Below are 26,176 nucleotides of genomic sequence, written 5' to 3'. Positions count from 1 at the left end.
GAGCGGGCGGACCCGGCCGGCCGGGTTCCTCACCACGCGATCACCGCCGGACGACAACCCCGAGCCCGGGCCGGGTCGTCCTGTTCGGTATGGAGTTCCGCCTGCTCGGGCCGTTCGAGGCCCGCCACGACGGCCGGCCGGTCGAGGTCGGCAGCCGGCGCCAGGAGCGTTGCCTGCTCGGGGTGCTGCTGCTCGACGTGGGCCGGGTGGTGCCGACCGATCGCCTCATCGACCTGCTCTGGAACGGCCGGCCGCCGGCCACGGCCCGGAGCGCGGTGCAGACGTACATCGGGCGGCTGCGGGGCTCGCTCAACCCGTACGGGGTGCGGATCAGCACCCGGGGCGAGGGCTACGTGGTCGAGGAGGACGGGCACCGGGTCGACGTCGACGAGTTCGCCGACCTGGTCCGGGCGGCCGGGAGAGCCGCCGATCCCACCGAGCGGGTGCGGTCGCTCGACCGGGCGCTCGCCCTCTGGCGCGGGCCGTTGCTCGCCGACGCGGCGGACGACGAGCTGCGGGACCGGCTGCTCGGCACGGTCGAGGAGCTTCGCCTGGTGGCCGTGGAACTGCGGGCCGAAGCGCAGCTGGCGCTGGGCCAGCACACGCGGGCGGTCGCCGAACTGATGCCGCTGGCCGCCCAGCACCCGACGCGGGAACACCTCGTGGCGGTCCTGATGACCGCCCTGTACCGGGGCGCCCGGCGGGCCGACGCGCTGCGCCTCTACCGCGCCACCCGGGAACTGCTCGTGGCCGACTTCGGCGTCGAGCCGGGCCCCCGGCTCCGGGAGGTGCAGCGCCGGGTGCTCGCGGGCGACGACCGGCTGGACCGGGTCGACCGGCCGATGCACGAGATCCGGGTCGGTGACGAGAGCCTGCCGTGGAGCGTCGGCGGCCATCCGGCCCTGGACTTCTGCAACACCCTCGCCGGATGGGGACACGAGCCCTTGCTGCCCGGCGCCGAGTGGCTGCGCGGCTACCGGACCCTTGCCGTCTGGGCCGGCCACGTCGGGCTGGTGGACGAGGTCTCGACGAACCGCCTGCTGCACCTCGCCCGCCGTGACCCGAAAGCGGCGGAGGCGGTGCTCGACGAGGCCCGTACGCTCCGCGCCGCGCTCTACGCCAGCCTGGTCGACCCGGACGACGGCCCGGCCTTCGAGAAGGTCGCCCGGGCCGCGGAGGCCGCCGCCCCTACGCTCGTCTTCCGGCGTGAGGCCGACGGACGCGGTCGCTGGTGGCCGGACCTGGCGGCCGGGCTGCGGCTGCCGGTGCACGCCGCCGCGTTCAGCGGCGCGCAGCTGCTCGCCGACCCGGCCCGGTTCACGGTGCGGGTCTGCCCGGATCGGCGGTGCGGGTGGTTGTTCCTGGACGAGAGTGGGCTGCGCCGGTGGTGCAGTCTGGGGACCTGCGGCGGCCGGGCGGGCGCGTCCTGCCGGAGTGCCTGACGCCGGGCACCCTCGGCGCGCGGTGGGGCCGGGCGGATACGCTCGCCGGGATGCCGAGTGACGCCGCTCCCGACCAGTCCGCCGCCGACGGCTACCTGCAACGCGCCCATTTGCTCGCCGAGCTGGGGCGCTACGACGAGGGGATCGCCGAACTCACCGCGCTGATCGCGACCGAGCCGGCGCACCTGCCCGCGTTGACCATGCTGGCCCGGATGCACCTGGCCGCCGACCGGCCGGCCGAGGCGCTCGCCGCCGCCGAGGCCGCCGTGGAGAAGGCGGCCGCCGGGCCCGCGGCGGTGCCGGCGCTCGTGGCGCGCGGGTTCGCGCTGCTCGACCTCGAACGCTGGAAGGACGCCGCGGCGACCGCCGACGAGATCCTGGCGCGTGCGCCGGGCGACGCGTACGCGCAGCGCAGTGCCGCCGCCCTCCTTTCCGCGTCGCGCAACGGGCAGGCGGCGCTGGACGCGGCATGGCGCGGGGTGGAGCTGTCGCCGGACGAGCCGGAGGCGCATTTGGTGCTCGGCCTGGTCGCGGTGCGGCTGCAACTGTTCGACCTGGCCGAGCGGGCCTACCGGGAGGCGCTGCGGCTGGAACCGGAGCTGGGCGACGCCGGGCAGGACGTGGGCGTGGCCCGGCTGGAACGACGCCGGTACGCCGAGACGCTGGAACACCTGACCGCGATGGCCGACCTGCCGGTGGCCCGTCCCGACCCGGTCCGGACCGTGGACGCCGGCATCCGGCGCCTCCTGCTGTCGGTGGCCGGGTTGTCCCTGTTCGCGAGCGTGCTGGTATCCGCGCTGGCCCCGGCCTCGCCGGGCGCGTCCCGGCTGTTCGCGGTGCTGGCGGTGGCCGGGGTGGCGGTGCTGCTGCGGCGCCCGGCGACGTGGCGGCCCGGCCTGCGGGAGGCGATGTCGCGCGGCCTGGTCGTGCCGGTCTACGCGGCCGCCGCGGCGGTGGTGCTGCTGCTCGCGTACGCGCTGGTCGGCGGCCCGTGGCCGCTGGTCGGGGCGATCACCGCGTCGGTGGTGGCCGGATTCACCGCGTTCGCTCGCCGGTGAGAGGGTAGGAGGACCGGAAACACCGGCTGAAGGAAGCGGGAATCAGTGCTCACCGTCAACGCCTACGCGGCGACGTCCGCGACCGAACCGCTCGCCCCGACCACCATCGAGCGGCGCGATCTCGGACCGGACGACGTTCTCATCGACATCAGGTTCTCCGGCATCTGCCACTCCGACATCCACACCGCGCGCAGCGAGTGGGGCCCCACCCCCTACCCGATCGTGGTGGGTCACGAGATCGCGGGCGTGGTGCGCGAGGTCGGCTCCGCGGTGACGAAGTTCGCCGTCGGCGACCGGGTCGGCGTCGGCTGCCTGGTCGACTCCTGCCGTGAATGCGACAACTGCCGCAAGGGCCTGGAGCAGTACTGCCTGAAGGGCAGCACCGGCACGTACGGCGGGGTGGGCCGGGACGGCGAGCCGACCCAGGGCGGCTACTCGCAGGCCATCGTGGTCGCCGAGGCCTTCGTGCTGCGCATCCCGGACGGCATCGAGCTGGACGCCGCCGCGCCGCTGCTCTGCGCCGGGATCACCACGTACTCGCCGCTGCGTCACTGGAACGCCGGGCCGGGCCGCCGGGTGGCCGTGATCGGCATGGGCGGCCTCGGCCACATGGCCGTGAAGCTGGCCCACGCCATGGGCGCCGAGGTGACCGTGCTGTCCCAGTCGCTGAAGAAGCGGGAGGACGGGCTGCGGCTCGGCGCCGACAACTACTACGCGACCTCCGACGAGGAGACGTTCCGTGAGCTGGCCGGCTCGTTCGACCTGATCATCAACACGGTGAGCGCGACCCTCGACATGGACGCGTACCTGCGGCTGCTGGCGGTGGACGGGACGCTGGTCAACGTGGGCGCGCCGGAGAAGCCGCTGTCGGTGCACGCGTTCTCGCTGATCCCGGCCCGGCGGTCGTTCGCCGGGTCGAACATCGGCGGCATCGCGGAGACCCAGGAGATGCTCGACTTCTGCGCCGAGCACGGGCTGGGCGCCGAGATCGAGGTGATTCCGGCCGAGAAGATCAACGAGGCGTACGAGCGGGTGCTCGCCTCCGACGTGCGCTACCGCTTCGTCATCGACGCGTCCACGTTCTGACGACCGCGTGCGAAGGAGCCGCGTCCGTGCCGGGCGCGGCCCCTTCTCGCGTACGTCAGGACTTGCGCGCCCAGGTCCAGGCGTAGCCGTCGTCCTCGCAGACGGCGGCCGCGTCGCAGAGGTCGAGCGGGCGGAACGTGTCCACCATGACCGCCAGCTCGTCGAAGAACTCCGCACCGATCGACCGCTCGGCCGCGCCCGGCTGCGGGCCGTGGGTGAAGCCGGACGGGTGCAGCGAGATCGAACCCTGCTCGATGCCGGAGCCGCGCCGGGCCTCGTAGTTGCCGCCGGTGTAGAACAGCATCTCGTCGGAGTCGACGTTGTGGTGGTTGTACGGCACCGGGATGGCGGCCGGGTGATAGTCCACCTTGCGGGGCACGAACGAGCAGATCACGAAGTTCGGGCCCTGGAACGTCTGGTGGACCGGCGGCGGCTGGTGGATGCGCCCGGTGATCGGCTCGAAGTCGTGGATGGAGAACGCCCACGGGTACATGTGCCCGTCCCAGCCCACCACGTCGAACGGGTGGTTCGCATAAACATGACGCGTCCAGGCTGTGCCGCTGCCACCCGGGCCTGCGGCCCGAGACCGGTGCCTGACCAGCACCTCGACCTCTTCGCCGTCGACCAGCAGCGGGGTGTCCGGTCCCCGGACGTCGCGCTCGCAGTAGGGCGCGTGCTCCAGGAACTGCCCGCGTACGGAGAGGTAGCGCTTGGGCGGCCCGATGTGGCCGGACGCCTCGACGGCGAGCAGCCGGGTCGGCTCGTCGCCGGTGGGCACCAGGCGGTGGATGGTCGAGGTGGGGATGACGACGTAGTCGCCCGCGACCGCGTCGAGCACGCCGAACGGCGACTCGACCCGCAGGGTGCCCGACTCCAGATAGAGGCAGTGGTCGCCGGTGGCGTCGCGGAACAGCGGCGACGGGCGATCGGCGAGCACGTACGCGATCCGTACGTCGTCGTTGGCGAGCAGGTACTGCCGGCCGAGCACCGGGTCGGCGCCCGTGCCGTCGAGCTTGTGCGTGCGCAGGTGGCGCGGCTTGAGCGGCAGGTTCGGCACGCGGGTGACGGTGGGCGGGGCGTACTCCTCGGCGGCGAGGATCGCGGTCGGCGCGTGCCGGTGGTAGAGCAGCGACGAGTCGGAGGAGAAGCCCTCCTGGCCGACCAGTTCCTCCGCGTAGAGCGTGCCGTCGGGCTGGCGGAACTGGGTGTGGCGCTTGCGCGGCACGTCGCCGACGCTGCGGTAGTACGGCATCTCGCCTCCCGATATGTCCCGTTCTCCGGCCGGTAGCGTCCGATAATCGGACGCTGTTGTCCGTTCCTCGTAGCGTCCCGTACATTCTTGTCTCGTGTCAACGCAGGTGCCCCGCCTCCTCTCCGGCCTGGTGGACGACGCCGCGGTCTTCCCGCCCGGCAACGCCGCGCTGCCCGACGCGGTGACCGCGCACCGCACCCACCGCGCCGCCTGGTACGCCGACATGGTCGGCCCGCTGCTGCTGCCCGCCTCGGAGATCCAGCGCGGATCGCTGAACGGCCTGGTGGACCCGGCCGAGGGCCTGGTGATCGGGCTGATCGGCGACACCGGCCTGGACCAGCTCCCGCAGGCGCTGGAAGCGCTCGTGCCGGACGGGATGACCGCCCGGCAGATCGAGGCGCCGGTCGCCAAGCGCGGCGAGGACCCGCAACCAGGGCTGGCCGAGCTGTTCGCGCTCTCCGACCGGCTCGACGGCGCGGCCGTGTACGCGGAGGTCCCGCTGACCTTCGGGCTGATGGGCGCGCTCGACACGCTCGCCGAGGCGCGCGCCGGCGGGCTGCCGGTGGCGGCCAAGTTCCGTACCGGCGGGCTCGCCGCCGAGCTGTTCCCCACCCCGGTCGAGCTGGCCGCGGTGATCTGCGCGTGCCGGGACCGTAAGCTGCCGTTCAAGCTCACCGCCGGGCTGCACCACGCGATCCGGCACCGCGACCCGGAGACCGGCTTCAACCACCACGGTTTCGTCAACGTGCTGGGCGCCACGCTCGCCGCCGTCGGGGGCACGGAGGTGGACGGCGTGGCCGAGCTGCTCGCCGCCACCGACCCGGTACGCGTGGTCGAGCCGGTCCGGGCGCACCGCGACGCCGAGCGCCCGCTGTGGGTCGGGTACGGCTCGTGCAGCATCGCCGAACCACTTACCGATCTGATCCGGCTGGGGCTGGTGAACGGAGGCTACGAGGCATGAGCGAACGCACCGAGCGGAGCGAGGGCCGTGAGGGCATGCCCAGTCGGCACGGCATGACCTGGGTTCCGGGTGTGGCGGGGTCGCCGTACGGGGTGACGAACCTGCCGTACGGCGTGTTCCGGCACGGCGAGGGCGAGCCGCGCGTCGGTGTCCGCATCGGTGACTTCGCGCTGGACCTCGCGGGCGCGGAGGCGGCCGGTCTGGTGCTGGCCGGCGGCGCGCTCGGTGAGCCGGCGCTCAACGCCTTCATGGCGCTCGGCCGCCCGCAGTGGACGGCGGTCCGGCAGCGGCTTGTCGAGCTGCTCACCGAGCCGGAGCACCGGGCGGCGGTCGAGCCGCTGCTGGTGCCGCTGCGCGAGGTCGAGATGGCGCTGCCGTTCGAGGTGGCCGACTACGTCGACTTCTACTCCTCCGAGCACCACGCCTCGAACGTCGGGCAGATCTTCCGGCCCGGGCAGCCGCCGCTGCTGCCGAACTGGAAGCACGTGCCGATCGGCTACCACGGCCGGGCCGGCACGGTGGTCGTCTCCGGCACGCCGGTGATCCGCCCGACCGGCCAGCGGGCCAGCGCGCAGGGCCCCACCACCGGCGCCTCGGTCCGGCTGGACATCGAGGCCGAGGTGGGCTTCGTGGTGGGCGTGCCGAGCCGGCTCGGCGAGCGGGTGCCGGTGGCCGACTTCGCCGACCACGTCTTCGGCGTGGTGCTCGTCAACGACTGGTCGGCCCGGGACATCCAGGCGTGGGAGTACCAGCCGCTCGGACCGTTCCTCGGCAAGTCGTTCGCCACCTCCGTCTCGGCGTGGGTGACCCCGCTGGAGGCGCTGGCCGACGCGTTCGTGCCCGCGCCGGACCAGGACCCGCCGGTGCAGGACTACCTGCGCGACACCCCGCACCTCGGGCTGGACCTGACGCTGTCGGTCGAGTGGAACGGCGAGCGGGTCACGGAGCCGCCGTTCGCCGGCATGTACTGGACCCCGGCCCAGCAGCTCGCGCACCTCACCGTCAACGGCGCGTCGCTGCGTACCGGCGACCTCTACGCCTCCGGCACCGTCTCCGGCCCGGAGCGCGGCCAGGTCGGATCGTTCCTGGAGCTGACCTGGGGCGGGTCCGAGCCGGTCAAGTTCGCCGACGGCAGCGAGCGGACGTTCCTGGAGGACGGCGACACGGTGACGATCACCGCCACCGCGCCCGGACCGGACGGCACCACCGTAGCGTTGGGCGAGGTCACCGGGATGATCCTCCCGGCCCGCTGACATCCGACCTTCCGAACCGGCCCCGGTCGCACCTGATGTGCGACCGGGGCCGTTTCCTTCGGCGTTGATCGCTCCGGATCACGTACGTCCCGGACGGCGGCTCCCGGTCGAACCGGAGCCGCCTGTGGTGCCGGGGCGGGGGGCGTACCCGCGGAAGCCGAACAGGAAGGACCGAGCATGACCGAGTTGACCGGTGCCGTCTGGCGCACCAGCAGCCGCTCGAACGATCAGGGTCTCTGCGTCGAGGTGGCCACGAACGTGGTCGCCGCGCACGGCGTGGTGGGCGTACGCGACTCGAAGGACCCGGAGGGTCCGGCGCTCGCGGTGAGCCCGCCGGGCTGGGCCGCGTTCGTCACCGCGCTGCGGGGCGGCGCGTTCGGCGGCTGACCGCTCGCGCACCACACCGGTGCCCCGGCCGGGGCACCGGTGATGGAAATGTCACCGGGAGGCTCCCCGTTTCCGGTCACGCCCCGTACCGTGTACGACACGGGAGGTGGGGCCATGTCGACGGTGACGGTTTCCGCATTCATCGAAGCGCAGGACGCCGACCTCTGGCGGCTGCTCACCGACCTCCCGGCCCGCGCCGACTGGCTCTCGGCGGTGGACGCGGTCGAGGTCCTCGGCGCCGACGGTTTCGGACCGGGCAGCGTGTGGCGGGAGACCCGCGTCCGGCCGGACGGCGGCACCGAACCGGAGGAGTTCGAGGTGATCGAGGCGGTCGCGCCCGGCCGCCTTGTGCTCGGGTCGCGCGGCGCCGGCGCGGACTACCGGATCACCTGGACGCTGCGCACCGTCGAGCGTCGGCGACGCGGCTGCACCGAGGTCACTGTCGAGCAGGAGGCGGTGCCGACCCGGGCGTACGGGCGGGTGCTGGCCCTGATCCTCGGCGGCCTGGCCGCCCGCGCGGTCGAGAGCGCGCTCCGGCGTGACCTGGCCGACCTGGCGCTGGCCGCCGGTACCGCCCGATCCACCGAGGCCGCCTGAGCCGACCCGGCCGCTCCCCGTACCCGGCCCGCACGCGGCCGGTAGGGTGCCGGGGCGGAGGTGACGGATGGCGAAGGCCGCGAGGCGGCGGGCCGTGATGGCGCTGGTGGCGGTGCTCGCCGTCGCGGCGTCGGTCGCCGTGGTCGTCCGGGTGCTGGCGCCCGCCGAGGTCGACACCGCAGCCCGGAAGCCCTACCCGGCGGCGCCCGCGCCGACCGCCGGGGTGCTCGCGCGGCTGCCGGTGGCGCCGCTCGTCGTGGACGGTCGGCTCCGCGTCTACGCGGGCACCCGTCAGGTGTACGCGGACCAGCCGGTCACCGGGCGGCACCGGGTCACCCCGTTCTGGTCCTTCCGTCGCTGGCCGGCGACGCTGGTCGGAGTGCTCGCCGAGGGGACCACTGTGGTCAGCCGCTGGTCCGACGGGAGGCTGGTGGCGCTCGACGCGCGTACCGGCCGGGTGGTCTGGCGGGCCGACGGCCCGCAGCCGGGGTCGGTCCCGGAGCCGCGACGTACCTTCGCCGCCACGGTCTGGGATCCGGCCGGGCTGCACGTGGGGCGCACTGCCGAGGGGCGGACCGTGCTGCTCGCGACCGGTCCGGGCGGGCTCGGCGGCTACGACCTCGCCGACGGCCGCCGGCTCTGGCACGCCGACGTGGCCCGGGACTGCCGGTCCGACGTGGGCACGACCGCCAGTGGTGAGCTGGCCGGCGTGGACCGCTGCGACGGCCCGGCCGCGGTCGAGCTGCGGGACGCGGCGACCGGTGTGGTGCGGACCCGCTGGCGGCCGCCGGACGCGCCGGAGCGGCTCGTCGTCACGCCGGTGGGCTGCCGGGACGGGCACTCCGGTTGCCGCGGGCTGCGTACCGCCGGGCCGGACGGCGCGGGCAGCCGGGGCTGGCTGGTGACCGACCCGGGCGAGCCGGCCGCCGCGCCGGGCCTGGACCACCCGGACACGGTGCTGGACGGCGAGCGGGCGGTGGACACGTCCGGCCCGGTGGTGGTCGGGCGCTCGGCGCGTACCGGCGAGGAGCTGTGGCGCCGGGCGGACATCCACCCGGCCCGGGTGCTCGCGACCGAGCCGGGACGGGTGCACCTGCTGACCGACCGGCGGGAACTGGTCACCGTCGACCCGCTCACCGGCACGACCCGGTCCAGTTTCGTGCTCGACCTGGGACGGGACGGGATCGGCTGGCGGCCGGGCCGGGCGTACGCGGTGGACGGCTACGTCGCTGTGGAACGGCTGCGGGAGAGCGCCGCTGCGGAGGACGACGACCAGGGCTACTTCCTGATGGCCGAACCGGTGCTGCTCGCCGTGACCTGATCTGGCGAGTCAAGCCTAGAAACGGACAAAAGCACCTATAGTCCTCTTGTCTGATCGGTCGGACGAAGACGCCCGGCGCCGGTCCGTAGGGGGTTGACGGACCGGCGCCAGGCGCGCCCGGTCAGGCCAGCGCGGCCTCGGCGGCGGCCAGGAACGCGTCGTTCTCGGCCGGGGTGCCGATGGTGACCCGGACGCCGTCGCCCGCGAACGGCCGGACGATCACGCCGCGTGCCTCGCACGCCCGGCCGAACTCCACCGCCCGCTCGCCCAGCGGCAGCCAGACGAAGTTGGCCTGGCTGTCCGGCACGTCCGGCACGAACTTGCGCAGCGCCTCGGTGACCCGGTCCCGCTCGGCCACGACCAGCGCGCAGCGCCGCTCCACCTCGTCGGCCTGCGCCAGCGCGGCCAGCGCGCCGGCCTGGGCGGCCATGCTGGTGGAGAACGGGGTGACGACCTTGCGTACGGCGGCGGCCACCTCCGGTGCCGCGACCAGCCAGCCGATCCGCAGGCCGGCCAGGCCCCACGCCTTGGACAGCGTGCGCAGCACCGCCACGTTCGGCCGGTCCAGGTAGGTCAGGCCGTCCGGCACCTCCGGGTCGGTGACGAACTCCCGGTACGCCTCGTCGATCACCACGAGCACGTCGTCCGGCATCGCGTCGAGGAAGCGGTCCAGCTCGGCCCGGCGCACCGCCGTACCGGTGGGGTTGTTCGGGTTGCAGACCAGGACCATCCGGGTCCGGTCGGTCACCGCCGCCGCCATCGCGGCAAGGTCGTGACCGTGGCCGGCGTCGTTCGGCACCCGCACGCTCGTCGCGCCGCTGGTCGCCGCGATGATCGGGTACGCCTCGAAGGAGCGCCACGAGTAGAGCAGCTCGTCACCGGGCAGGCAGGTGGCGCGTACCAGGTGCTCGGCCAGCGCCACCGAACCGCAGCCGGTGGCGATCCGGTCGGCGTCCACGCCGTACCGCTCGGCGAGCGCCTGGCGCAGCGCCACCACGCCCATGTCCGGGTAGCGGTGCGAACCGGCGACCGCCTCGGCGACCGCCTCCACCACGCCCGGCAGCGGGCCGTACGGCACCTCGTTGCTGGCCAGCTTGATCGCCTCGGCCAGGCCCAGCTCGCGGGCCAGGTCGGCCGGACTGCGGCCGGGCACATAGTTGGGCAGCGCGTCCAGGTCGGCGCGGGTGAGCCGCAGCGCAGGCTGGTGACGTCCGGTCTCGGTCATGGGGTGTCTCCCGGGGTGTCGGCGCTCTCGGGCGGGGCGGTACTGGTGTCACGCTTGCGGGGGAGCTGGACCACCACCGTCTGCGCCCGCTTGTCGTGCAGGGCCTGGCGCAGCGGTTGGTCGAACAGGGGTGAGATCGCGTCGATGAGCTGGAGCAGCAGACCCAGCCCGCAGCAGTACCAGAGCAGCGTCGGCAGGCCGAGCGTGCTCCAGCGCCGGGTGGCCCGGCCGAAGCCGAGCGGCTGGTCCGCCTCGACCGGCAGCGCGCGTACGCCCATCAGCCGCTTGCCGAAGGTCTGACCGCGCGCCGCCATCGACGGCACCTCGTACGCGTACCAGAGCGCGGTGGCGATCACGAGGATGGCGATCTGGAGGCCGCCGGCCTGGTCGTCGATCTGGGGCAGCCCCTCGGTGGACGTGTCGCCGTTGAGCGCCCGGCGCACCGATTCACGCAGGTACGGGGAGACGGCCTCGATGTAGCGCCAGACGAACCAGCCGTTGACCACGGCGTTGAGCAGGAACACGATGCCCAGGTCGATCAGGCGCGCGACCAGCCGGGCGCCGTACGACGCCAGCGGCAGTCCGTGCGGACGCGGGATCGGCTGCGCGCCCGGCCAGTGCGGGTACGGCCAGCCGGGCGGCGGTCCCTGCATTCCCTGCCCGGCCTGCCCGGCCTGCCCCGGCTGTCCGGGCTGTCCCGGCCAGGGGTTCGGCTGTCCCGGCTGTCCCGGCTGACCCGGCCACGGGCCGGCCTGGCCGGACTGCCCCGGCTGGCCCGGCCAGGGGCTCGGCCCGCCGGGCGTGCCGGGCGTCGGGGTCGCGTCGGGGCGGCCGCCGGTCCCGGCGGCCGGCTGGTCGGCGGCGGGCGTCGCGGTGACCGGCGCGGGCTCGGGTTCGGCGGGCGGCGGGCCGTCGGGCGGGGTGACGTCGACCGGGATCGGCGCGCCGATCCAGCCCTCGCCGTCCCACCACCTGCGGGTCTCCGTGTCGGCGGGGTCGACGTACCAGCCGGGTTCCAAACTCACGATGCCGTCCTAGTTCCCGACTGCGGGGCTCGCAGGCCCGGCTCACTCCTCGCGCTCACGGGCCAACCTTAACGACGACCGTCCCGGCGAACTTGTCGTGGAGGCACTGCTGCCAGGGCTTGTCCCACAGTTGCCAGAAACCGTCGAGGTAGTTGAGGAACGGCACGAACATCCCACCGGCGAACTCGACGAGCCAGCGCTTGCCGAGCATGCCCCGGGTCAGCGCGGCGTCCGTCTGCACCGGCACGATCCGCAGCTTCATCACCTTCTTGCCGAACGTCTGCCCGGTCCGGCGGGCGAATTCGACGTGGTAGACCCAGTAGAAGGCGAGCATCAGCAGCAGGACACCGAGCTCGGCGGCGAGCAGCGGCAGGAACACGCTGGTCCAGACGTCGACCGGGTCGGGGCCGTTCGGGCCGGCCTGCTCCATCTCGTCGATCATCCGGAAGAAGACGAGGAAGAACACCGGCACGAACAGCACCATCATCACCGCCATGGCGACGGCGGTGTCGATCAGGTAGGCGAGCAGCCGGTCGCCGAAGCCCGCCAGCGGCTGCCCGTTCGGCGCCACCGGAGGCGGGACGGGCCTCGGGGCGTACCCGGGTGGGGGGTAGCCGGGCGGCGGGTAACCGGGCGGGCCGGCGTACCCCGGAGGAACGTGCTGCGCGGGCACCGCCGGTCCGCCGGGCGGCGCGAAGCCGCCGCCCGCGGGTGGATGTCCGGCGAGCGGCGGCGTCGGGTTCGGAGGAGGCTGGGTCACGCGGACAGTGTTACAGGTTCCCGCGCTTCTCCTGCTCGCGCTCGATCGCCTCGAACAGGGCCTTGAAGTTGCCCTTGCCGAAGCCGAGCGAGCCGTGCCGCTCGATCAGCTCGAAGAAGACGGTGGGGCGGTCCTGCACCGGCTTGGTGAAGATCTGGAGCAGGTAGCCGTCCTCGTCCCGGTCGACCAGGATCTTGCGGGACTGAAGCTCCTCGATCGGCACCCGGACGTTGCCGATGCGGGCGCGCAGCTCCGGGTCCTCGTAGTACGAGTCCGGGGTGTCCAGGAACTCGACGCCCGCCGCGCGCATGGCGTCCACGCTGGCCAGGATGTCGTTGGTGGCCACGGCGATGTGCTGGGCGCCGGGGCCCTGGTAGAACTCCAGGTACTCGTCGATCTGCGACTTCTTGCGGGCCACGGCCGGCTCGTTGAGCGGGAACTTCACCTTGCGGGTGCCGTTGGCGACGACCTTGCTCATCAGCGCCGAGTAGTCGGTGGCGATGTCGTCGCCGATGAACTCCGCCATGTTCGAGAAGCCCATGACGCGCTTGTAGAACTCGACCCACTCGTCCATCCGGCCCAGCTCCACGTTGCCGACCACGTGGTCGACCGCCTGGAAGAACCGCTTCGGCTGGATGCCGGCGTCGATCATCGGCTGCCGGTCCACGATCGGGCCGCGGGCCACGAACCCGGGCAGGAACGGGCCGGTGTAGCGGGACCGGTCGACCAGGCTGTGCCGGGTGTCGCCGTACGCGGCGATGGACGCCATCCGGACGGTGCCGTGCTCGTCGCTGACGTCGTGCGGCTCGACCAGGCCGGTCGCGCCCTGCGCCACGGCGTGCGCGTACGCGGCGTCCACGTCCGGCACCTCCAGCGCGATGTCGGAGACGCCGTCGCTGTGCTTCGCCACGTGCTCGGCGCCGTCGGCGTCCGGGCGTACCGCGCCGGTCAGCACGAAGCGGGCGGAACCGCTGGTCAGCACGTACTGCGCGTGGTCCCGGTAGCCCTGCTCCGGCCCCCGGTACGCCACACACGTCATGCCGAACGCGGTGGAGTAGTAGTGCGCGGCCTGCTTGGCGTTGCCCACCAGGAAGTGGACGTGGTCCATGCCCTTGACCGGGAACGGGTCGCGGGTGATGTCGTGGTCGACTGCGCCGACGAGAGCGTCGACGTCGACCTCCTCGGTCGACTGGGGTCGGTCGATCGCCTGGGTCATGGTGGCCTCCCTCGCGTACCGGCCGGCCTCGCGGGCCGCCGTGGATGTGCTCTTCCGGCGAGGATCTACGGGCCACAGTGAGTTGGGCAACAGTTGACGTAATTCCTGGTCAGGTTGTGCATTCGGTACCGTGGTACACCATGAACACTGGTCAGGATGTACAGCTCGACGAGCTGGACGCGCGCTTGATCGAACTGCTGGCGGAGGAACCCCGGATCGGCGTGCTGGAATGCTCCCGGCGGCTCGGCGTCGCCCGCGGCACGGTCCAGGCCCGGCTCGACAAGCTCGTCGGCCGGGGTGTCGTGACCGGGTTCGGTCCGGACATCACCCCCGCCGCGATCGGCTTCGGGGTGACCAGCTTCGTCACGCTGGAGATCAGCCAGCGGCACGGCCACGACCAGGTCACCGCACACCTGGCCGCGATCCCCGAGGTGCTGGAGGCGCACACCATCACCGGCTCCAGCGACCTGCTCTGCCGGATCGTCGCCCGGTCGAACACCGACCTCCAGCGGGTCATCGACCAGATCGTCGCCTCGGAGGGCATCCGGCGCGCCTCCACCATCATCGCGCTGGCCGAGCAGATCCCGTACCGGACGCTGCCGCTCGTCCGCTCCGCCGCCCGCGGCGGCCCTTAACACCCCGGACCACCCAAGAAGCGCCGCGACACGCACCGCACGCGGCCCGGGGGACCGGTGATCGTCGCTACCGTGTGCGGTGTGAAGGGCCTAGGGGTACGCGGCTGGTTGCTGCTCGGGCTCGTCACCGTGGTCGTACTCGCCGCGACAGGCGTCTGGAACCCCTTCCCGGCGCTGTGGGACTGGGTCGACCGCAGCAAGCCGATCTCCGAGCCCGACGTGGTCTGGCAGCAGCGCGTCGGCGGCACGCCGCGCAGCGTCACCATCGCCGGCGACACCGTGATCGTCGAGCAGCGCACCCGCATCGAGGCGCGCAACCTCGCCGACGGCGGCCGGCTGTGGGAGCGCAAGGCCGACTGGTCGGCGGTAGCGGGCAGCGGCCGGGAGTCGGTCGTCGCCGTGGGCCGGCTGCTCGACAAGGGGTACGAGGTGCTCGACCCGGTCAGCGGCGTGACCCGCCGGCGCGACGACCGCGCGATCGCCGTCTGGACCTACCGGAACCTGCTGCTGGACGCGTACTGCGTGCAGGCCACCGACTGCACGCTGCGCGCCTGGGAGCCGCGCGGCACCGCTCCGCTGTGGAGCGCGTTCCTGCCCGGCGTGCACAGCGGCGTGCTCGCCGACAACCCGGAACTGCTCGGCACCCGGAGGCTCGGCGCCACCCGGATCGACGGCGGGGTGGCCGGGCCGGAGTCCGTACCGCCGCTTCTCGGCTTCCCGGTCGACGGCCGGGTGCACGTGGTGGACACCGCGACCGGCCGGGTGCTCCAGAACGTCCAGCCCGGCCGGGAGGAACGGCTCGCAGTGGTCGGCGGCCGGCTGCTGCGGATCGCGGCCACCTCCCGCGACGGGAGCTGCTACTACGCGGTGACCGCCGTGGACCCGGCCACCGGTCAGCAGGTGTGGCGGCGTACCGGGATCAACCTGCGCACCGCCGACTACGCCGGTTGCGTGCAGCGGGAGGATCCGCAGGGCGGGCGCAACGTGATCATCGGGGTCGCCCCCGACGGCCGGGAAGCGGTGCTCGACGGGTACGACGGCCGGCTGCTCCAGGTCGGCGCGGACGGCGAGAAGCTGCTCGCCGTGGACGACCGCTACACAGTGGTGCGCAGCGCCGACAAGGGCTCGCTGCTCGGTCGGGAACTGTCGGCCGACCGGACCCGCTGGACCCGGCCGGCGGGCGGCAAGAACGGTGCGGCCCTCACCCCGTACGCGGCGGTGATCAGCGAGGAGAAGCCGTCCCGGCTGATCGCTGTCCAGCCGCGGGAGGGCCGGGTGCTGGTCGAGCTGCGTACCTCGGCGAACGCGCTGGCGGTCGGCCCGAACGGCATGATCATCGGCGAGGGGCGGGAGATCGGGTACGTCCGCTGGGGCGCCGGCACGGGTGAGGCGCCGGGGCCGGACCAGGACGGCGCGCCGGTGGCGCCGGACCCGGGAGGCAGCTGGCGCCCGCCGAGCGACCAGGGAAGTTGTGGGCCGAAGAACGAACTCTGCGCCGGCGGCAAGTGACAGCGGGTGAGAGCGTCGTCCCACGACCCACCTGCGGGTGTCACCGATCGACGGCTCTGCCCTAGGCTTTTCGGTCATGAGCAGTGCCGCCGCCTTCTCGTACGCACCCCTGCTGCCGACCGGTCCCGACCAGACCGAATACCGCCTGGTCACCGACGAGGGGGTGGACGTCGTCAACGGCCCGGGAGGCCGCCGGTTCCTCACCGTGGATCCGGGCGCGCTGACCGCGCTGACGGCGGAGGCGATGCACGACATCGCCCACTTCCTGCGCCCGGCCCACCTGGCTCAGCTCCGCTCGATCATCGACGACCCGGCGGCCTCGCCGAACGACCGCTTCGTCGCGCTCGACCTGCTGCGCAACGCCAACATCGCGGCCGGCGGCGTGTTGCCGATGTGCCAGGACACCGGCACCGCGATCGTGATGGGCAAGCGCGGCCGGCACGTGCTCACCGACGGCACCGACGCGGAGGCGATCTCGCGCGGCGTCTACCAGGCGTACACCCGGCTCAACCTGCGCTACTCGCAGCTCGCCCCGCTGACCATGTGGGACGAGCGGAACACCGGCAGCAACCTGCCCGCCCAGGTGGAGCTGTACGCCGAGGACCCGGACGGCCACGCCGACGCGTACAAGTTCCTGTTCATGGCCAAGGGTGGCGGCTCGGCCAACAAGTCCTACCTCTACCAGGAGACCAAGGCGCTGCTGAACCCCACGCGGATGATGCAGTTCCTGGAGGAGAAGCTGCGGCTCATCGGCACCGCCGCCTGCCCGCCCTACCACCTGGCGATCGTCATCGGCGGCACCTCCGCCGAGTACGCGCTGAAGACCGCGAAGTACGCCTCCGCGAAGTACCTCGACGCGCTGCCCACCGAGGGCTCGATGAGCGCGCACGGCTTCCGTGACCTGGAGCTGGAGGCCGAGGTGCTGGAGCTGACCCGCAACTTCGGCATCGGCGCGCAGTTCGGCGGGCGCTACTTCTGCCACGACGTGCGGGTGGTCCGGCTGCCACGGCACGGCGCCTCCTGCCCGGTGGCGATCGCTGTCTCCTGCTCGGCCGACCGGCAGGCGGTGGCGAAGATCACCCCCTCGGGCGTCTGGCTGGAGCGACTCGAAACCGACCCGGCGCGGTTCCTGCCCGACGTGACCGACGAGTCGCTGGAGACCGAGGAGGTCGTCCGCGTCGACCTGAACCGGCCGATGGACGAGATCCGGGCCGAGCTGTCGAAGTACCCGGTGAAGACCCGGCTGTCCCTGACCGGCCCGCTCGTCGTCGCCCGGGACATCGCGCACGCGAAGATCGCCGAGCGGCTGGACGCGGGCGAGCCGATGCCGCAGTACCTGCGCGACCACGCCGTCTACTACGCCGGGCCGGCCAAGACCCCCGAGGGCTACGCCTCCGGCTCGTTCGGCCCCACCACCGCGGGCCGGATGGACGCGTACGTGGAGAAGTTCCAGGCGGCCGGCGGCTCGATGGTGATGCTGGCCAAGGGCAACCGGTCCGCCCAGGTCACCCGCTCCTGCCAGGCGCACGGCGGCTTCTACCTCGGCTCGATCGGCGGTCCGGCCGCCCGGCTGGCGCAGGACTGCATCAAGCACGTCGAGGTGCTCGAATACGCCGAGCTGGGCATGGAGGCGGTCTGGAAGATCGAGGTGGAGGACTTCCCTGCCTTCATCGTCGTCGACGACAAGGGCAACGACTTCTTCGCCGAGGTCACCAAGCCGGTGCTCACCGTCGGCCGGCGCTGACGTCAGACGTACGCGAGGGGCGCCCGGGAATGTCCCGGGCGCCCCTCGGTGTGTCCGTCGTGCATCGACATCGGTGCGCCTGTCCGGCCGAGTGGCCGGGCAGGCGCACCGCCCCCGTCGGATGCCGTCACCGACAACCCGTGACGAGTCTGGGTGCCGTCGCTATCGGATCGCTATCGCCTCGTCGCGCCGCTCGGTGACCGCCGGGCTACGCTGCTGGAAGTTGCATGGCGGCAGGCGGGGGCGCGGATGCGATTCGGGATCTTGGGGCCCTTGCGGGTCGGCGGCGGCGAAGCCACCGTCACCGCGGGCCGGGATCGCACCGTGCTCGCCATGCTGTTGCTGCGCCCCGGCCGGGTGGTGCCGGTGGAGGATCTGGTCGACGCCGTCTGGGAGGACCGTCCCCCGGCGACCGCGCGGACCCAGCTCCAGATCTGCGTGTCGAGACTGCGGCAGCGGTTCGCTGCGCTCGGGCTGCCGGCCGACACGATCGTCACCGACCCGGCGGGCTACGGCATCCGGATCGAGCCGGACGACCTCGACGCCGACATGTTCGCCCGTGCCGTGGAGACGGCCCGCGCCGAGGCGGCCGCCGGCCGGCCGGCCGAGGCCCGCCGCCACTACCGGGCCGCCCTGGCGCTGTGGCGCGGTCCGGCGCTCACCGGTATCCCGGCCCGGCTGGTGCGGCTGCGGGCCCAGGCGCTCGACGAGCAACGGCTCGCGGTACTGGAGGACTGCGTCGACGTCGAGCTGCGGCTGCGCCGGGGGACCGAACTGGTCGACGAGCTCACCGAGGCGGTCGAGAACAACCCGCTGCGGGAACGGCTGCGGGGGCAGCTGATGCTGGCCCTCGCGGCGGTCGGCCGGCAGGCGGACGCACTGGCCGTCTACCGGGACGGCCGCCGGATCTACGCCGAGGAACTGGGCATCGAGCCCGGCACGGCGTTGCAGGAACTGCACCAGCGCGTACTGGCCGGTGACGAGGCGGCCGGCCCGCGCCCCGCGGCACCGGTACGCACGCTGCCCCGGGCCATCCGGGACTTCACCGGCCGTCAGCAGACCATGGCGCGGCTGGTCAAGGACATCGTCGAGGAGGGGACGCGGCTGTACCTGATCGACGGCATGGCCGGCAGCGGCAAGACCACCCTCGCCGTCCAGGTCGCGACCGCGTTGCGCGAGCGGTTCCCCGACGCGGAACTCTTCATAGACCTGCACGGCTACAGCGAGCGCAGCCCACTGACCCCCGCGGCGGCCGCGGCCACCCTGCTGCGACAGCTCGGCGTGCCCGCCGAGCGGGTGCCGGTCGACGCGGAGGACCGGCTGGCGATGTGGCGCTCCGAGCTGGCGGACCGGCGGGCCGTGGTGGTGCTCGACAACGCGGCGAGCGCCGCCCAGGCCGCGGCGCTGCTGCCCAGCGGTCCGGACAGTCTCGTGCTGGTGACCAGCCGTCGCCGGCTGGCCGGCCTCGACGAGGGGCGTCCACACTCGCTGCCCGTCCTGGACCCGGACGAGGCCGTCGAACTGCTCGGCCGGATCGTCGGCGCCGACCGGGTCGGCGCCGAGCCGGCGGCCGCCGCCGAGGTGGCCCGGCGGTGCGGTCATCTGCCGCTCGCCATCCGGCTGGCCGGTTCCCGGCTCGCGCACCGCCCGCACTGGCGGGTCGCCGACCTGGCGCGGCGGCTGGCCGAGGCGCAGGATTCACTGGCCGAGCTGGCGGTCGGCGAGCGCTCCGTCGGGCACGCCTTCACGCTCTCGTACGCGCAGGTCTCGGCGCCGGCCCGGCGGCTGTTCCGGCTGCTCGGGCTCCACCCCGGCGTACGGTTCGACAACCGGGTGGCGGCGGCGCTCGCCGACGTGCCACTGCCGGAGGCGCAGGAGCTGCTGGACGAGCTGGTGGACGTGCACCTGGCCGAGGAGACCGCGCCGGGCCGGTACCGCCTCCACGACCTGCTCCGGGAGTACGCGCGCCGGTTGCTGGCCGAGACCGAGCGCCCGGCCGAGCGCCGGACGGCGGTGGCCCACCTGCTCGACCATCACCTTCAGGTGGCGGTCGGTCTGGCGATCGTCGCCGAGACGAAGCAGGGCGCGCTGAGCCAGGTCGCCTTCCCGCCGCCGCGGCGTCCCGACCTGCTGCCGGTCCGGGACAGGCCGGGTCAGTCCTGGTTCGACGAGAACCGGGCGGCTCTCGTCGGGCTGGTGCACCTGGCCGAGTCGGAGGGCCTCTCGGCGTACTGCTGGCAGCTGACCCGGGCGTGCTGGTGGTCCAACTTCGTCGGTGGCCACCTCGACGAACTGGTCGAGACGCACGAGGTGGCGCTGCGCGCCGCCACCGGGTCGGGGGACGAGGAAGCAGTGGCCATCACCATGAACTACCTCGCCTCGGCGAAGTTCCGGCTGGGGGACTTTCCGGAGGCGATCCGGTTCCTGGAGGCGGGCGTCGACAGGTACCGCCGGCTCGGTCTGCGCCGGGAGCAGGTCCAGGCGCTCTGCAACCTCGCCGCGGTGTGTTTCGGGACCGACGACGCGGAGCGCTGCATCAGGTACGTCGACGAGGCGCTGCGGATCAGCCGCTACCCGGACGACGCGGCGACCATCTCCAGCCTGTTCAGCATGTTGTCGATCGCCGAGCTGTTCCGTGGCCGGTACGACCTGGCCCTCGAAGCGGCCCGCCGGCACGTCCTCCTGGCGCGGGTGGCGGGGGACCCGCGGCACACCTCGAACGCGCTCGGCCACCTCGGCATGATTCGGCACCGCCTGGGCCAGACCGGGCCGGCCCGCCGGTTGCTCCGGGCGGCGCTGCACCTGAAGCGGACCACCGCGAACCGGTTCGGGGAGGGGGAGATCCTCAACGAGATCGGCATGATGGAGCGTGAGGCGGGCCGCCCGGCCGAGGCCGCCGCCCGGCACCGGGCCGCCCTGATCGCGATGACCGACGCGGGGGACCGGATCGGGCAGTGCGCCTCCCGGAACCTCCTGGCCCGCGCCCTGCACGATCTGGGCGATGTCGACGCCGCGATCGACCTGCACCGCCGGGTGCTGGACGACGCCACGCGACTGAGTCTGCGCTACGAGCAGGCCCGGGCCCTGGACGGCCTCGCCCGCTGCCTGCGCCACGCCGACTCCGACCAGGCCCGCCGGTACGCCGGGCGGGCGCTGGCGCTGTTCCGCCAGGTCGAGTCGCCGGACCGGCGGGAGACCGAGAGGCTGCTCGCCGAGCTGGGCTGAGGGCCGCGCCACTTTCCCTGCACACCGCCCGGTTGCGCGGCAGGATGGAACGCGTGACGACTCCAGAGGCGACCGGCTACCGGATCGAACGCGACTCGATGGGCGAGGTGGAGGTGCCCGCCGAGGCGCTGTGGCGGGCGCAGACCCAGCGTGCGGTGCAGAACTTCCCGATCTCCGGGCGCGGGCTGGAACCGGCCCAGATCAAGGCCCTGGCGCAGATCAAGGGTGCGGCGGCCCTGGTCAACGGTGAGCTCGGGGTGATCGACGCGGACGTGGCGCAGGCGATCGCCACCGCCGCCGCGCACGTGGCCGAGGGCGGCTACGACGACCAGTTCCCGGTGGACGTGTTCCAGACCGGTTCCGGCACGTCGTCCAACATGAACACCAACGAGGTGATCGCCACGCTGGCCGGCCGGGAGCTGGGCCGCGACGTGCACCCGAACGACCACGTCAACGCGTCACAGTCCAGCAACGACGTGTTCCCCACCTCGATCCACCTGGCCGCCACACAGTTCGTGGTGGAGGATCTGATCCCGTCGCTGAAGCAGCTCGCGGGCGCGCTGGAGGAGAAGGCGGCCGAGTTCGAGACGGTGGTCAAGGCGGGGCGTACCCACCTGATGGACGCCACGCCGGTCACGCTCGGGCAGGAGTTCGGCGGCTACGCCGCGCAGGTGCGTTACGGCGTCGAGCGGCTGGAGTCGGCGCTGCCCCGGCTGGCCGAGCTGCCGCTGGGCGGCACCGCTGTGGGCACCGGCATCAACACGCCGCTGGGCTTCGCCGACCGGGTGATCGGCAAGCTGCGGGAGTCGACCGGCCTGCCGCTGACCGAGGCGCGCAACCACTTCGAGGCGCAGGGCGCCCGGGACGCGCTCGTGGAGACATCCGGGCAGCTCCGAACCGTCGCGGTCGGCCTCTACAAGATCGCCAACGACGTGCGCTGGATGGGCTCCGGTCCGCGCGCCGGGCTGCGTGAGCTGCGCATCCCGGATCTCCAGCCGGGGTCTTCGATCATGCCGGGCAAGGTGAACCCGGTGGTGGCCGAGGCGATGCGGCAGGTCTGCGCCCAGGTGATCGGGAACGACGCGGCGGTGGCGTTCGCCGGGTCGCAGGGCGACTTCGAGCTGAACGTGATGCTCCCGGTGATGGGCCGCAACCTGCTGGAGTCGATCAAGCTGATCGCCGCGTCCAGCCGGCTGTTCGCCGAGCGGCTGGTGGCCGGCCTGGTCGCGGACGCCGAGGTCTGCCTGGCGTACGCGGAGGGCTCGCCGTCGATCGTCACCCCGCTCAACCGCCACCTCGGGTACGACGAGGCCGCATCGATCGCCAAGGAGGCGCTGGCCAAGCAGGTGTCCATCCGCGAGGTGGTGATCTCCCGGGGTCACGTCGACTCGGGCAAGCTCACCGAGACCCAGCTGGACGAGGCGCTGGACCTGCTGCGGATGACCCACCCCTGAGCCGGCGCCGGTAATTGCCTCGACCCCTCACGCTGGGCGCGGCATGATCCGACCGTGCGTGACGACGGCGGCGTGTTGCTGGAGACCGCGCGGCTGACGCTGCGCCGGTTCACGATGGACGACGCGGACCGGCTGGTTGCGCTGGACGCCGACCCGGAGGTCATGCGCTTCCTGACCGGCGGCGCGCCGACCCCGGCCGGGACGTACCGGGACGAGGTGCTGCCCCGGGTGCTCGCGCAGTACGCCCTGCACCCCGGCCTCGGCCGCTGGGCGACGCTCGACCGGTTCACCGGCGAGTTCCTGGGCTGGCACTCGCTCGACCCGTCCGACGACGGCGCCGAGGCGGAGCTGGGCTACCGGCTGCGCCGCGCGACGTGGGGACACGGGCTTGCTACCGAGGGCGCGCGGGCGCTGGTGCGGCACGCGTTCGACACGGTCGGCGTCCGCCGGGTGTGGGCACAGACGATGGCGGTGAACGACCGCTCCCGCGCGGTCATGGCCCGCGCGGGGTTGCGCTACGTCCGTACGTTCCACCTCGCCTTCGACGACCCGATCCCGGGTACGGAGCACGGCGAGGTGGAGTACGAGCTGCGCCGCGACGCCTGGCCCGCGACCCGTCAGGAGTGGGACGCGGCGGCCCTGCGGGCCCGGTAGGCGCTCACCGCGGCCCGGTTGCCGCACCCGGCTTCGCAGAACCGGCGGGACCGGTTCCGGGACAGGTCGACCAGCACGTTGTCGCAGTCGGGGTGGTCGCAGTGCCGCAGCCGGCTCAGCTCGCCCATCCGGACCAGGTCGGCCATCGCCATCGCGGCCTCGACCGCCATCCGGGTCGCCAGCGGCGCGTCCTGCGGCACGGCGTGCACGTGGTACGGCTCGTCGTCGTGCCGGACGAGCTGCGGCAGCGCGTGCGACTCGCGCAGCAGCCCGTTGACGATCGCCACCACCTCGTCGGTGTCGGCGTACCAGATGCGGCGCAGCCGGGGCCGCAGCGCGCGGACCTGGCGCAGTTCGGCGTCGGTGTGCTCGTGCCGGCCGCTCCACCCGTGGGTGGCGAAGAAGGCGTCCAGGGCTGCCACGTCGGGCAGCCCGTCCGGGTCGCCGACGGTGTTCACCAGCGCGGCGGCGGCGACCAGCGCGCATTCGGTGTCATGAGCGAAAAGCAACTTGACTCCTGTCGGAGGCTGCGCCTAGCGTCATCAGCATAACCTCCCTTCACTCATGACCAGGAGCTCCCGATGCGTGAACGGTCCGGCGCCGGGCTCGGCCTGGCACTGCTCTCCGCGATCACGTTCGCCACCTCGGGCACCTTCGCCCGCCCGCTGATCACCGGCGAGTGGTCGGCGGTCGCGGTGGTGATCGCCCGGGTCGGCATCGCCGCGCTGGTGCTCGCCGTCCCGGCCGTGCTGGCACTGCGCGGCAGGTGGGCGGTGCTGCGCCGCAACGCGGTGAGCGTGGTGCTGTTCGGGCTGCTCGGCGTGGCCACCGCGCAGGCGTGCTTCTTCAACGCGGTGCGCTACCTCCCGGTCGGCGTGGCGCTCCTGCTGGAATACCTCGGCATCGTGCTCGTGGTGGGATGGATGTGGCTGGTCCACGGGCAGCGCCCCCGGCTGCTCACAGTGGCCGGCTCGGTCACCGCCCTGTGCGGGCTTGTGCTCGTCCTCGACCTCACCGGCGCCGGGCGGCTCGACCCGGTGGGCGTGCTCTGGGGCCTCGGCGCGGGCGTCGGGCTGGCCGGATACTTCGTCATCGCCGGCCGGATCGACGCGGGCCTGCCCTCGGTGGTGATGGCCAGCGGCGGCATGGCCGTCGGCGCGCTGGCGCTGCTGCTGCTCGGCGGCATCGGAGCTCTGCCGCTCGCCGCCGGCACCGCCGACGTCACCTTCGGTGGGCACCGGGTGAGCTGGCTGGTGCCGATCGCCGGGCTGTCGCTGATCGCCGCCGTGGTCGCGTACCTGGCCGGTGTCGCGGGCACCCGGCTGCTCGGGGCGCGGCTGTCCTCCTTCGTGGGGCTGACCGAGGTGATGTTCGCGGTGCTGATCGCCTGGCTGGTGCTCGACGAACTGCCCAGCCTGATCCAGCTGGCCGGCGGCGTGCTCATCCTCGGCGGCGTCGCCCTGGTCCGGGCGGACGAACTGCGGGGCACCCCGTCGGCGTCTGCGCCGGCCGAGCCGGTGCTGGCCGGCGACCGATGAGCGGGCCGCGCGGCGCCGTCGTCTTCGACGCCGACGAGACGCTCGTCGACCTGCGCCCGGCGGTCACCGGCGCGCTCGTCGCCGTACTCGATGAGATGCGGCGGCGGACCCCGGCGGCGGCCGGAGTGGTGCTCGCGGACCTGGAGGGGGACTGGGGTGCGGTCTTCGGCGCGCTCAGCGCCGCCCCCGTGCAGGAGGTGCGGCGGGCCGCCCTGGCCCGTTCGCTGGCCCGAGCCGGGCTGGAGGCGGACCTGGACGAGTTCGCGACCTTGTTCTTCGACCGCCGGTACGCGCTGAGCCGCCCCTTCCCGGACGTGCTGCCCGCGCTGTCGGCGCTGCGCCCGCACCACGTGCTGGGCTTCGCGACGAACGGCAACAGCCGCGCCGAACGCTGCGGCCTCGCCGGACAGTTCGCCTTCGAGGTGTACGCGCACGAGGGCGGCCTGCCCAAGAAGCCGGCGCCGGAGTTCTTCGCGGCGGTGGTGGCGGCGACCGGACTGCCGGCCGAGCGGATCGTCCACGTGGGTGACTCGCCGGAGCACGACGTGGTCGCCGCGCAGCGGGCCGGACTGCGTGCCGTCTGGCTCAACCGGGCCGGACTGCCCCGTCCGCGCGGCCTCGAACCGGACGCCGAGGTGTCCACAATCGCCGGACTGTCGGCGGTGCTCACCACCCTGACAAGCGCGAACGCCTAGTTGCGGCCCGGCTGCCATCCCCGGGCCACCAGAGCGGCGCGGATCTCCCGCACCAGGTCGGGGAACTCCTTGCGCAGGCGACGGCCGGTCACGTGCGACACCAGCCAGCCGGCCTCGACGAGCTGGTCGAGCCGCCGCCGGTCGCTGTGCGCCCCGTCGGAGTGCGGCCGATCGTCGTACTCGACGGCGACCCGGAACTCCGGCCAGGCCAGATCGGGATGCAGGATCCGGCCGGCCGACACGCGTACCGGATGGCGGGCCACCGGGCGTGGCAGGCCGGCGAAGACGAGGCGTACCCGCAGGTGGGACTCGGCCGGGGACCGGGCCAGCCCGTCGGTCAGGCCGAACACCCACGCCGCCCGCCGGCCACCGGGGCGACAGGCGTTCCGGGCCGCCTCGCTCGCCAGTGCCGAGCGGCTCACCGAGCCGGCACGCAGCAGCCCGTCGACGATGCCGACCGCCTTCACGGGATCGGCCCAGACCGCCGTCTCCCAGGCACAGGAGACCGGCTCGGTGCGCGGCGGCGGCCCGGCCGGGATCATCGCCGCGCCGAGGGGTGACGGATTCGATGCCAGGGCTGAGGCCGGCGGGACGGCCGGGCCGGGCGGTCCGGGCCGGGCGCGGTGGTCGGCCGGATCCGGCGGCCTGGTCCGGCCCGATGGGCGGCCCGCCGTCGGCGGTGCCGGGACGGGGAACCTCGTGCCGGCGGGTGGGCTCGTTCGCGCGGGTGCGGCGGCGCCGACGGGGACCAGGAGCCCGCTGCGCGTGCTCGACACGGGGGCGTGGTGCACCCGGACACCCGGCTGCGAGTCGGCCCGGACCATGGCCGGCAGCAGGACGTGCACGTCGTCGGTGAACCCGGCGGCGTGCTCGACTCCGTGCAGGTAGGCCGCCGACGGCCCGGCGATCACCGTGCCCTGCGGCATGCGCAGCAGGGCCGCGCGGCAGGCCAGCGCGTGGTCGCGGTCGAGCCGCGCGTCGGCGTACACGTCCTGCCGGAGCCGGACCCAGGACGCGCCCCGCAGATGATGCCGGGACAGCAGCCCGCGCCGGATCGCTTCCGAGCCCCGGAACACCTGCCAGGCCAGCTCCGGCGGTCGGTGAGGATGAGGTGGCATGGGACGAGCGTGACGGCGCAC

At 73.6% G+C, this 26,176-nt stretch carries 23 protein-coding genes; 16 read left to right on the top strand and 7 right to left on the bottom strand.

The features are described 5' to 3' along the window. The first annotated feature begins 89 nt into the window (after positions 1-89). The 3 genes from GA0070562_RS22570 to GA0070562_RS22560 are packed head-to-tail and all read left to right on the top strand — an operon-like array spanning position 90 to position 3,586. Entirely contained in the window at positions 90-1,442 is a 1,353-nt protein-coding gene (locus GA0070562_RS22570; RefSeq protein WP_091425646.1) for a BTAD domain-containing putative transcriptional regulator, read from the top strand. Between the two features lie 50 nt (positions 1,443-1,492). Further along, positions 1,493-2,500 (top strand): tetratricopeptide repeat protein, encoded by a 1,008-nt coding sequence (locus GA0070562_RS22565; RefSeq protein ID WP_091426043.1) that lies wholly within the window; start codon positions 1,493-1,495, stop codon positions 2,498-2,500. A 45-nt stretch (positions 2,501-2,545) separates the two neighbouring features. Beyond that, positions 2,546-3,586 (top strand): NAD(P)-dependent alcohol dehydrogenase, encoded by a 1,041-nt coding sequence (locus tag GA0070562_RS22560; RefSeq protein WP_091425643.1) that lies wholly within the window; start codon positions 2,546-2,548, stop codon positions 3,584-3,586. A gap of 55 nt (positions 3,587-3,641) precedes the next feature. Here GA0070562_RS22560 and GA0070562_RS22555 read toward each other — a convergent pair whose 3' ends face one another. Then, entirely contained in the window at positions 3,642-4,838 is a 1,197-nt protein-coding gene (locus GA0070562_RS22555; RefSeq protein ID WP_091425640.1) for a homogentisate 1,2-dioxygenase, read from the bottom strand. A 94-nt stretch (positions 4,839-4,932) separates the two neighbouring features. Here GA0070562_RS22555 and GA0070562_RS22550 point away from each other — a divergent pair, with 94 nt between their 5' ends. The 5 genes from GA0070562_RS22550 (at position 4,933) to GA0070562_RS22530 (ending at position 9,357) form a co-directional block, all read left to right on the top strand. Beyond that, positions 4,933-5,799, top strand: coding sequence for a hypothetical protein (locus GA0070562_RS22550; protein WP_175438834.1), 867 nt, complete (start codon positions 4,933-4,935; stop codon positions 5,797-5,799). A gap of 53 nt (positions 5,800-5,852) precedes the next feature. Next, the gene (fahA, locus tag GA0070562_RS22545) at positions 5,853-7,052 is read left to right on the top strand and encodes a fumarylacetoacetase (RefSeq protein ID WP_091426039.1); all 1,200 of its coding nucleotides are present in this window, start codon (positions 5,853-5,855) and stop codon (positions 7,050-7,052) included. A 177-nt stretch (positions 7,053-7,229) separates the two neighbouring features. After that, the gene (locus GA0070562_RS22540) at positions 7,230-7,439 is read left to right on the top strand and encodes a DUF397 domain-containing protein (RefSeq protein WP_091425635.1); all 210 of its coding nucleotides are present in this window, start codon (positions 7,230-7,232) and stop codon (positions 7,437-7,439) included. Positions 7,440-7,553: 114 nt separating this feature from the next. Beyond that, on the top strand, positions 7,554-8,036 hold the full coding sequence (locus tag GA0070562_RS22535) for an SRPBCC family protein (protein ID WP_091425632.1): 483 nt from the start codon (positions 7,554-7,556) through the stop codon (positions 8,034-8,036). Between the two features lie 67 nt (positions 8,037-8,103). Further along, on the top strand, positions 8,104-9,357 hold the full coding sequence (locus GA0070562_RS22530; RefSeq protein WP_091425629.1) for an outer membrane protein assembly factor BamB family protein: 1,254 nt from the start codon (positions 8,104-8,106) through the stop codon (positions 9,355-9,357). A gap of 121 nt (positions 9,358-9,478) precedes the next feature. On the opposite strand, the gene hisC is transcribed toward GA0070562_RS22530, so the two are convergent. The 4 genes from hisC to hppD are packed head-to-tail and all read right to left on the bottom strand — an operon-like array spanning position 9,479 to position 13,583. Beyond that, a complete protein-coding gene (gene hisC / locus GA0070562_RS22525) occupies positions 9,479-10,582 on the bottom strand; it encodes a histidinol-phosphate transaminase (RefSeq protein ID WP_091425627.1) in 1,104 nt (367 codons plus the stop codon). Continuing rightward, on the bottom strand, positions 10,579-11,607 hold the full coding sequence (locus GA0070562_RS22520; protein WP_091425624.1) for an RDD family protein: 1,029 nt from the start codon (positions 11,605-11,607) through the stop codon (positions 10,579-10,581). The genes hisC and GA0070562_RS22520 overlap by 4 nt, the downstream gene beginning before the upstream one ends. 55 nt (positions 11,608-11,662) lie before the next feature. Then, positions 11,663-12,367 (bottom strand): RDD family protein, encoded by a 705-nt coding sequence (locus GA0070562_RS22515; RefSeq protein WP_091425621.1) that lies wholly within the window; start codon positions 12,365-12,367, stop codon positions 11,663-11,665. Between the two features lie 10 nt (positions 12,368-12,377). Beyond that, positions 12,378-13,583: a 4-hydroxyphenylpyruvate dioxygenase gene (gene hppD / locus GA0070562_RS22510; RefSeq protein ID WP_071097563.1), complete on the bottom strand. Its 1,206-nt coding sequence runs from the start codon at positions 13,581-13,583 to the stop codon at positions 12,378-12,380. Between the two features lie 140 nt (positions 13,584-13,723). Between hppD and GA0070562_RS22505 the strand changes: the two genes are divergently transcribed. The 6 genes from GA0070562_RS22505 to GA0070562_RS22480 all read left to right on the top strand — a co-directional run bounded on the left by GA0070562_RS22505 (position 13,724) and on the right by GA0070562_RS22480 (position 22,804). Continuing rightward, entirely contained in the window at positions 13,724-14,218 is a 495-nt protein-coding gene (locus GA0070562_RS22505) for an Lrp/AsnC family transcriptional regulator (RefSeq protein ID WP_091425618.1), read from the top strand. 72 nt (positions 14,219-14,290) lie between these two features. Continuing rightward, a complete protein-coding gene (locus GA0070562_RS22500; RefSeq protein WP_091425615.1) occupies positions 14,291-15,727 on the top strand; it encodes an outer membrane protein assembly factor BamB family protein in 1,437 nt (478 codons plus the stop codon). A gap of 76 nt (positions 15,728-15,803) precedes the next feature. Continuing rightward, positions 15,804-17,471 carry a fumarate hydratase gene (locus GA0070562_RS22495; RefSeq protein ID WP_091425612.1) on the top strand — a complete coding sequence of 556 codons (1,668 nt, stop codon included), beginning with the start codon at positions 15,804-15,806 and terminating at the stop codon, positions 17,469-17,471. 249 nt (positions 17,472-17,720) lie between these two features. Continuing rightward, a complete protein-coding gene (locus GA0070562_RS22490; RefSeq protein WP_091425609.1) occupies positions 17,721-20,696 on the top strand; it encodes an AfsR/SARP family transcriptional regulator in 2,976 nt (991 codons plus the stop codon). Positions 20,697-20,749: 53 nt separating this feature from the next. Beyond that, entirely contained in the window at positions 20,750-22,150 is a 1,401-nt protein-coding gene (locus tag GA0070562_RS22485) for a class II fumarate hydratase (protein ID WP_091426036.1), read from the top strand. 54 nt (positions 22,151-22,204) lie between these two features. After that, positions 22,205-22,804, top strand: a complete 600-nt coding sequence (locus GA0070562_RS22480) for a GNAT family N-acetyltransferase (RefSeq protein WP_091425607.1) — start codon at positions 22,205-22,207, stop codon at positions 22,802-22,804. On the opposite strand, the gene GA0070562_RS22475 is transcribed toward GA0070562_RS22480, so the two are convergent. After that, positions 22,768-23,313: a CGNR zinc finger domain-containing protein gene (locus tag GA0070562_RS22475; protein ID WP_091425604.1), complete on the bottom strand. Its 546-nt coding sequence runs from the start codon at positions 23,311-23,313 to the stop codon at positions 22,768-22,770. The two genes, GA0070562_RS22480 and GA0070562_RS22475, sit on opposite strands and share 37 nt — an antisense overlap. 72 nt (positions 23,314-23,385) lie before the next feature. On the opposite strand from GA0070562_RS22475, the gene GA0070562_RS22470 reads away from it, so the two are divergent. Together GA0070562_RS22470 and GA0070562_RS22465 are read left to right on the top strand one after the other, a co-directional pair. Beyond that, positions 23,386-24,342, top strand: a complete 957-nt coding sequence (locus GA0070562_RS22470; protein ID WP_091425602.1) for an EamA family transporter — start codon at positions 23,386-23,388, stop codon at positions 24,340-24,342. Then, positions 24,339-25,037, top strand: a complete 699-nt coding sequence (locus GA0070562_RS22465) for an HAD family hydrolase (protein WP_091425599.1) — start codon at positions 24,339-24,341, stop codon at positions 25,035-25,037. Before GA0070562_RS22470 ends, GA0070562_RS22465 begins: the two co-directional genes overlap by 4 nt. On the opposite strand, the gene GA0070562_RS22460 is transcribed toward GA0070562_RS22465, so the two are convergent. Continuing rightward, a complete protein-coding gene (locus GA0070562_RS22460) occupies positions 25,034-26,155 on the bottom strand; it encodes a hypothetical protein (RefSeq protein WP_175438832.1) in 1,122 nt (373 codons plus the stop codon). The genes GA0070562_RS22465 and GA0070562_RS22460 overlap by 4 nt on opposite strands. Between the last annotated feature and the right edge of the window lie 21 nt (positions 26,156-26,176).

The sequence above is a fragment of the Micromonospora tulbaghiae genome, assembly GCF_900091605.1.
Taxonomy (GTDB): Bacteria; Actinomycetota; Actinomycetes; order Mycobacteriales; family Micromonosporaceae; genus Micromonospora; species Micromonospora tulbaghiae.
Note: the sequence above shows the minus strand (reverse complement) of the source record. Positions and strands in the feature narration are given on the sequence as shown.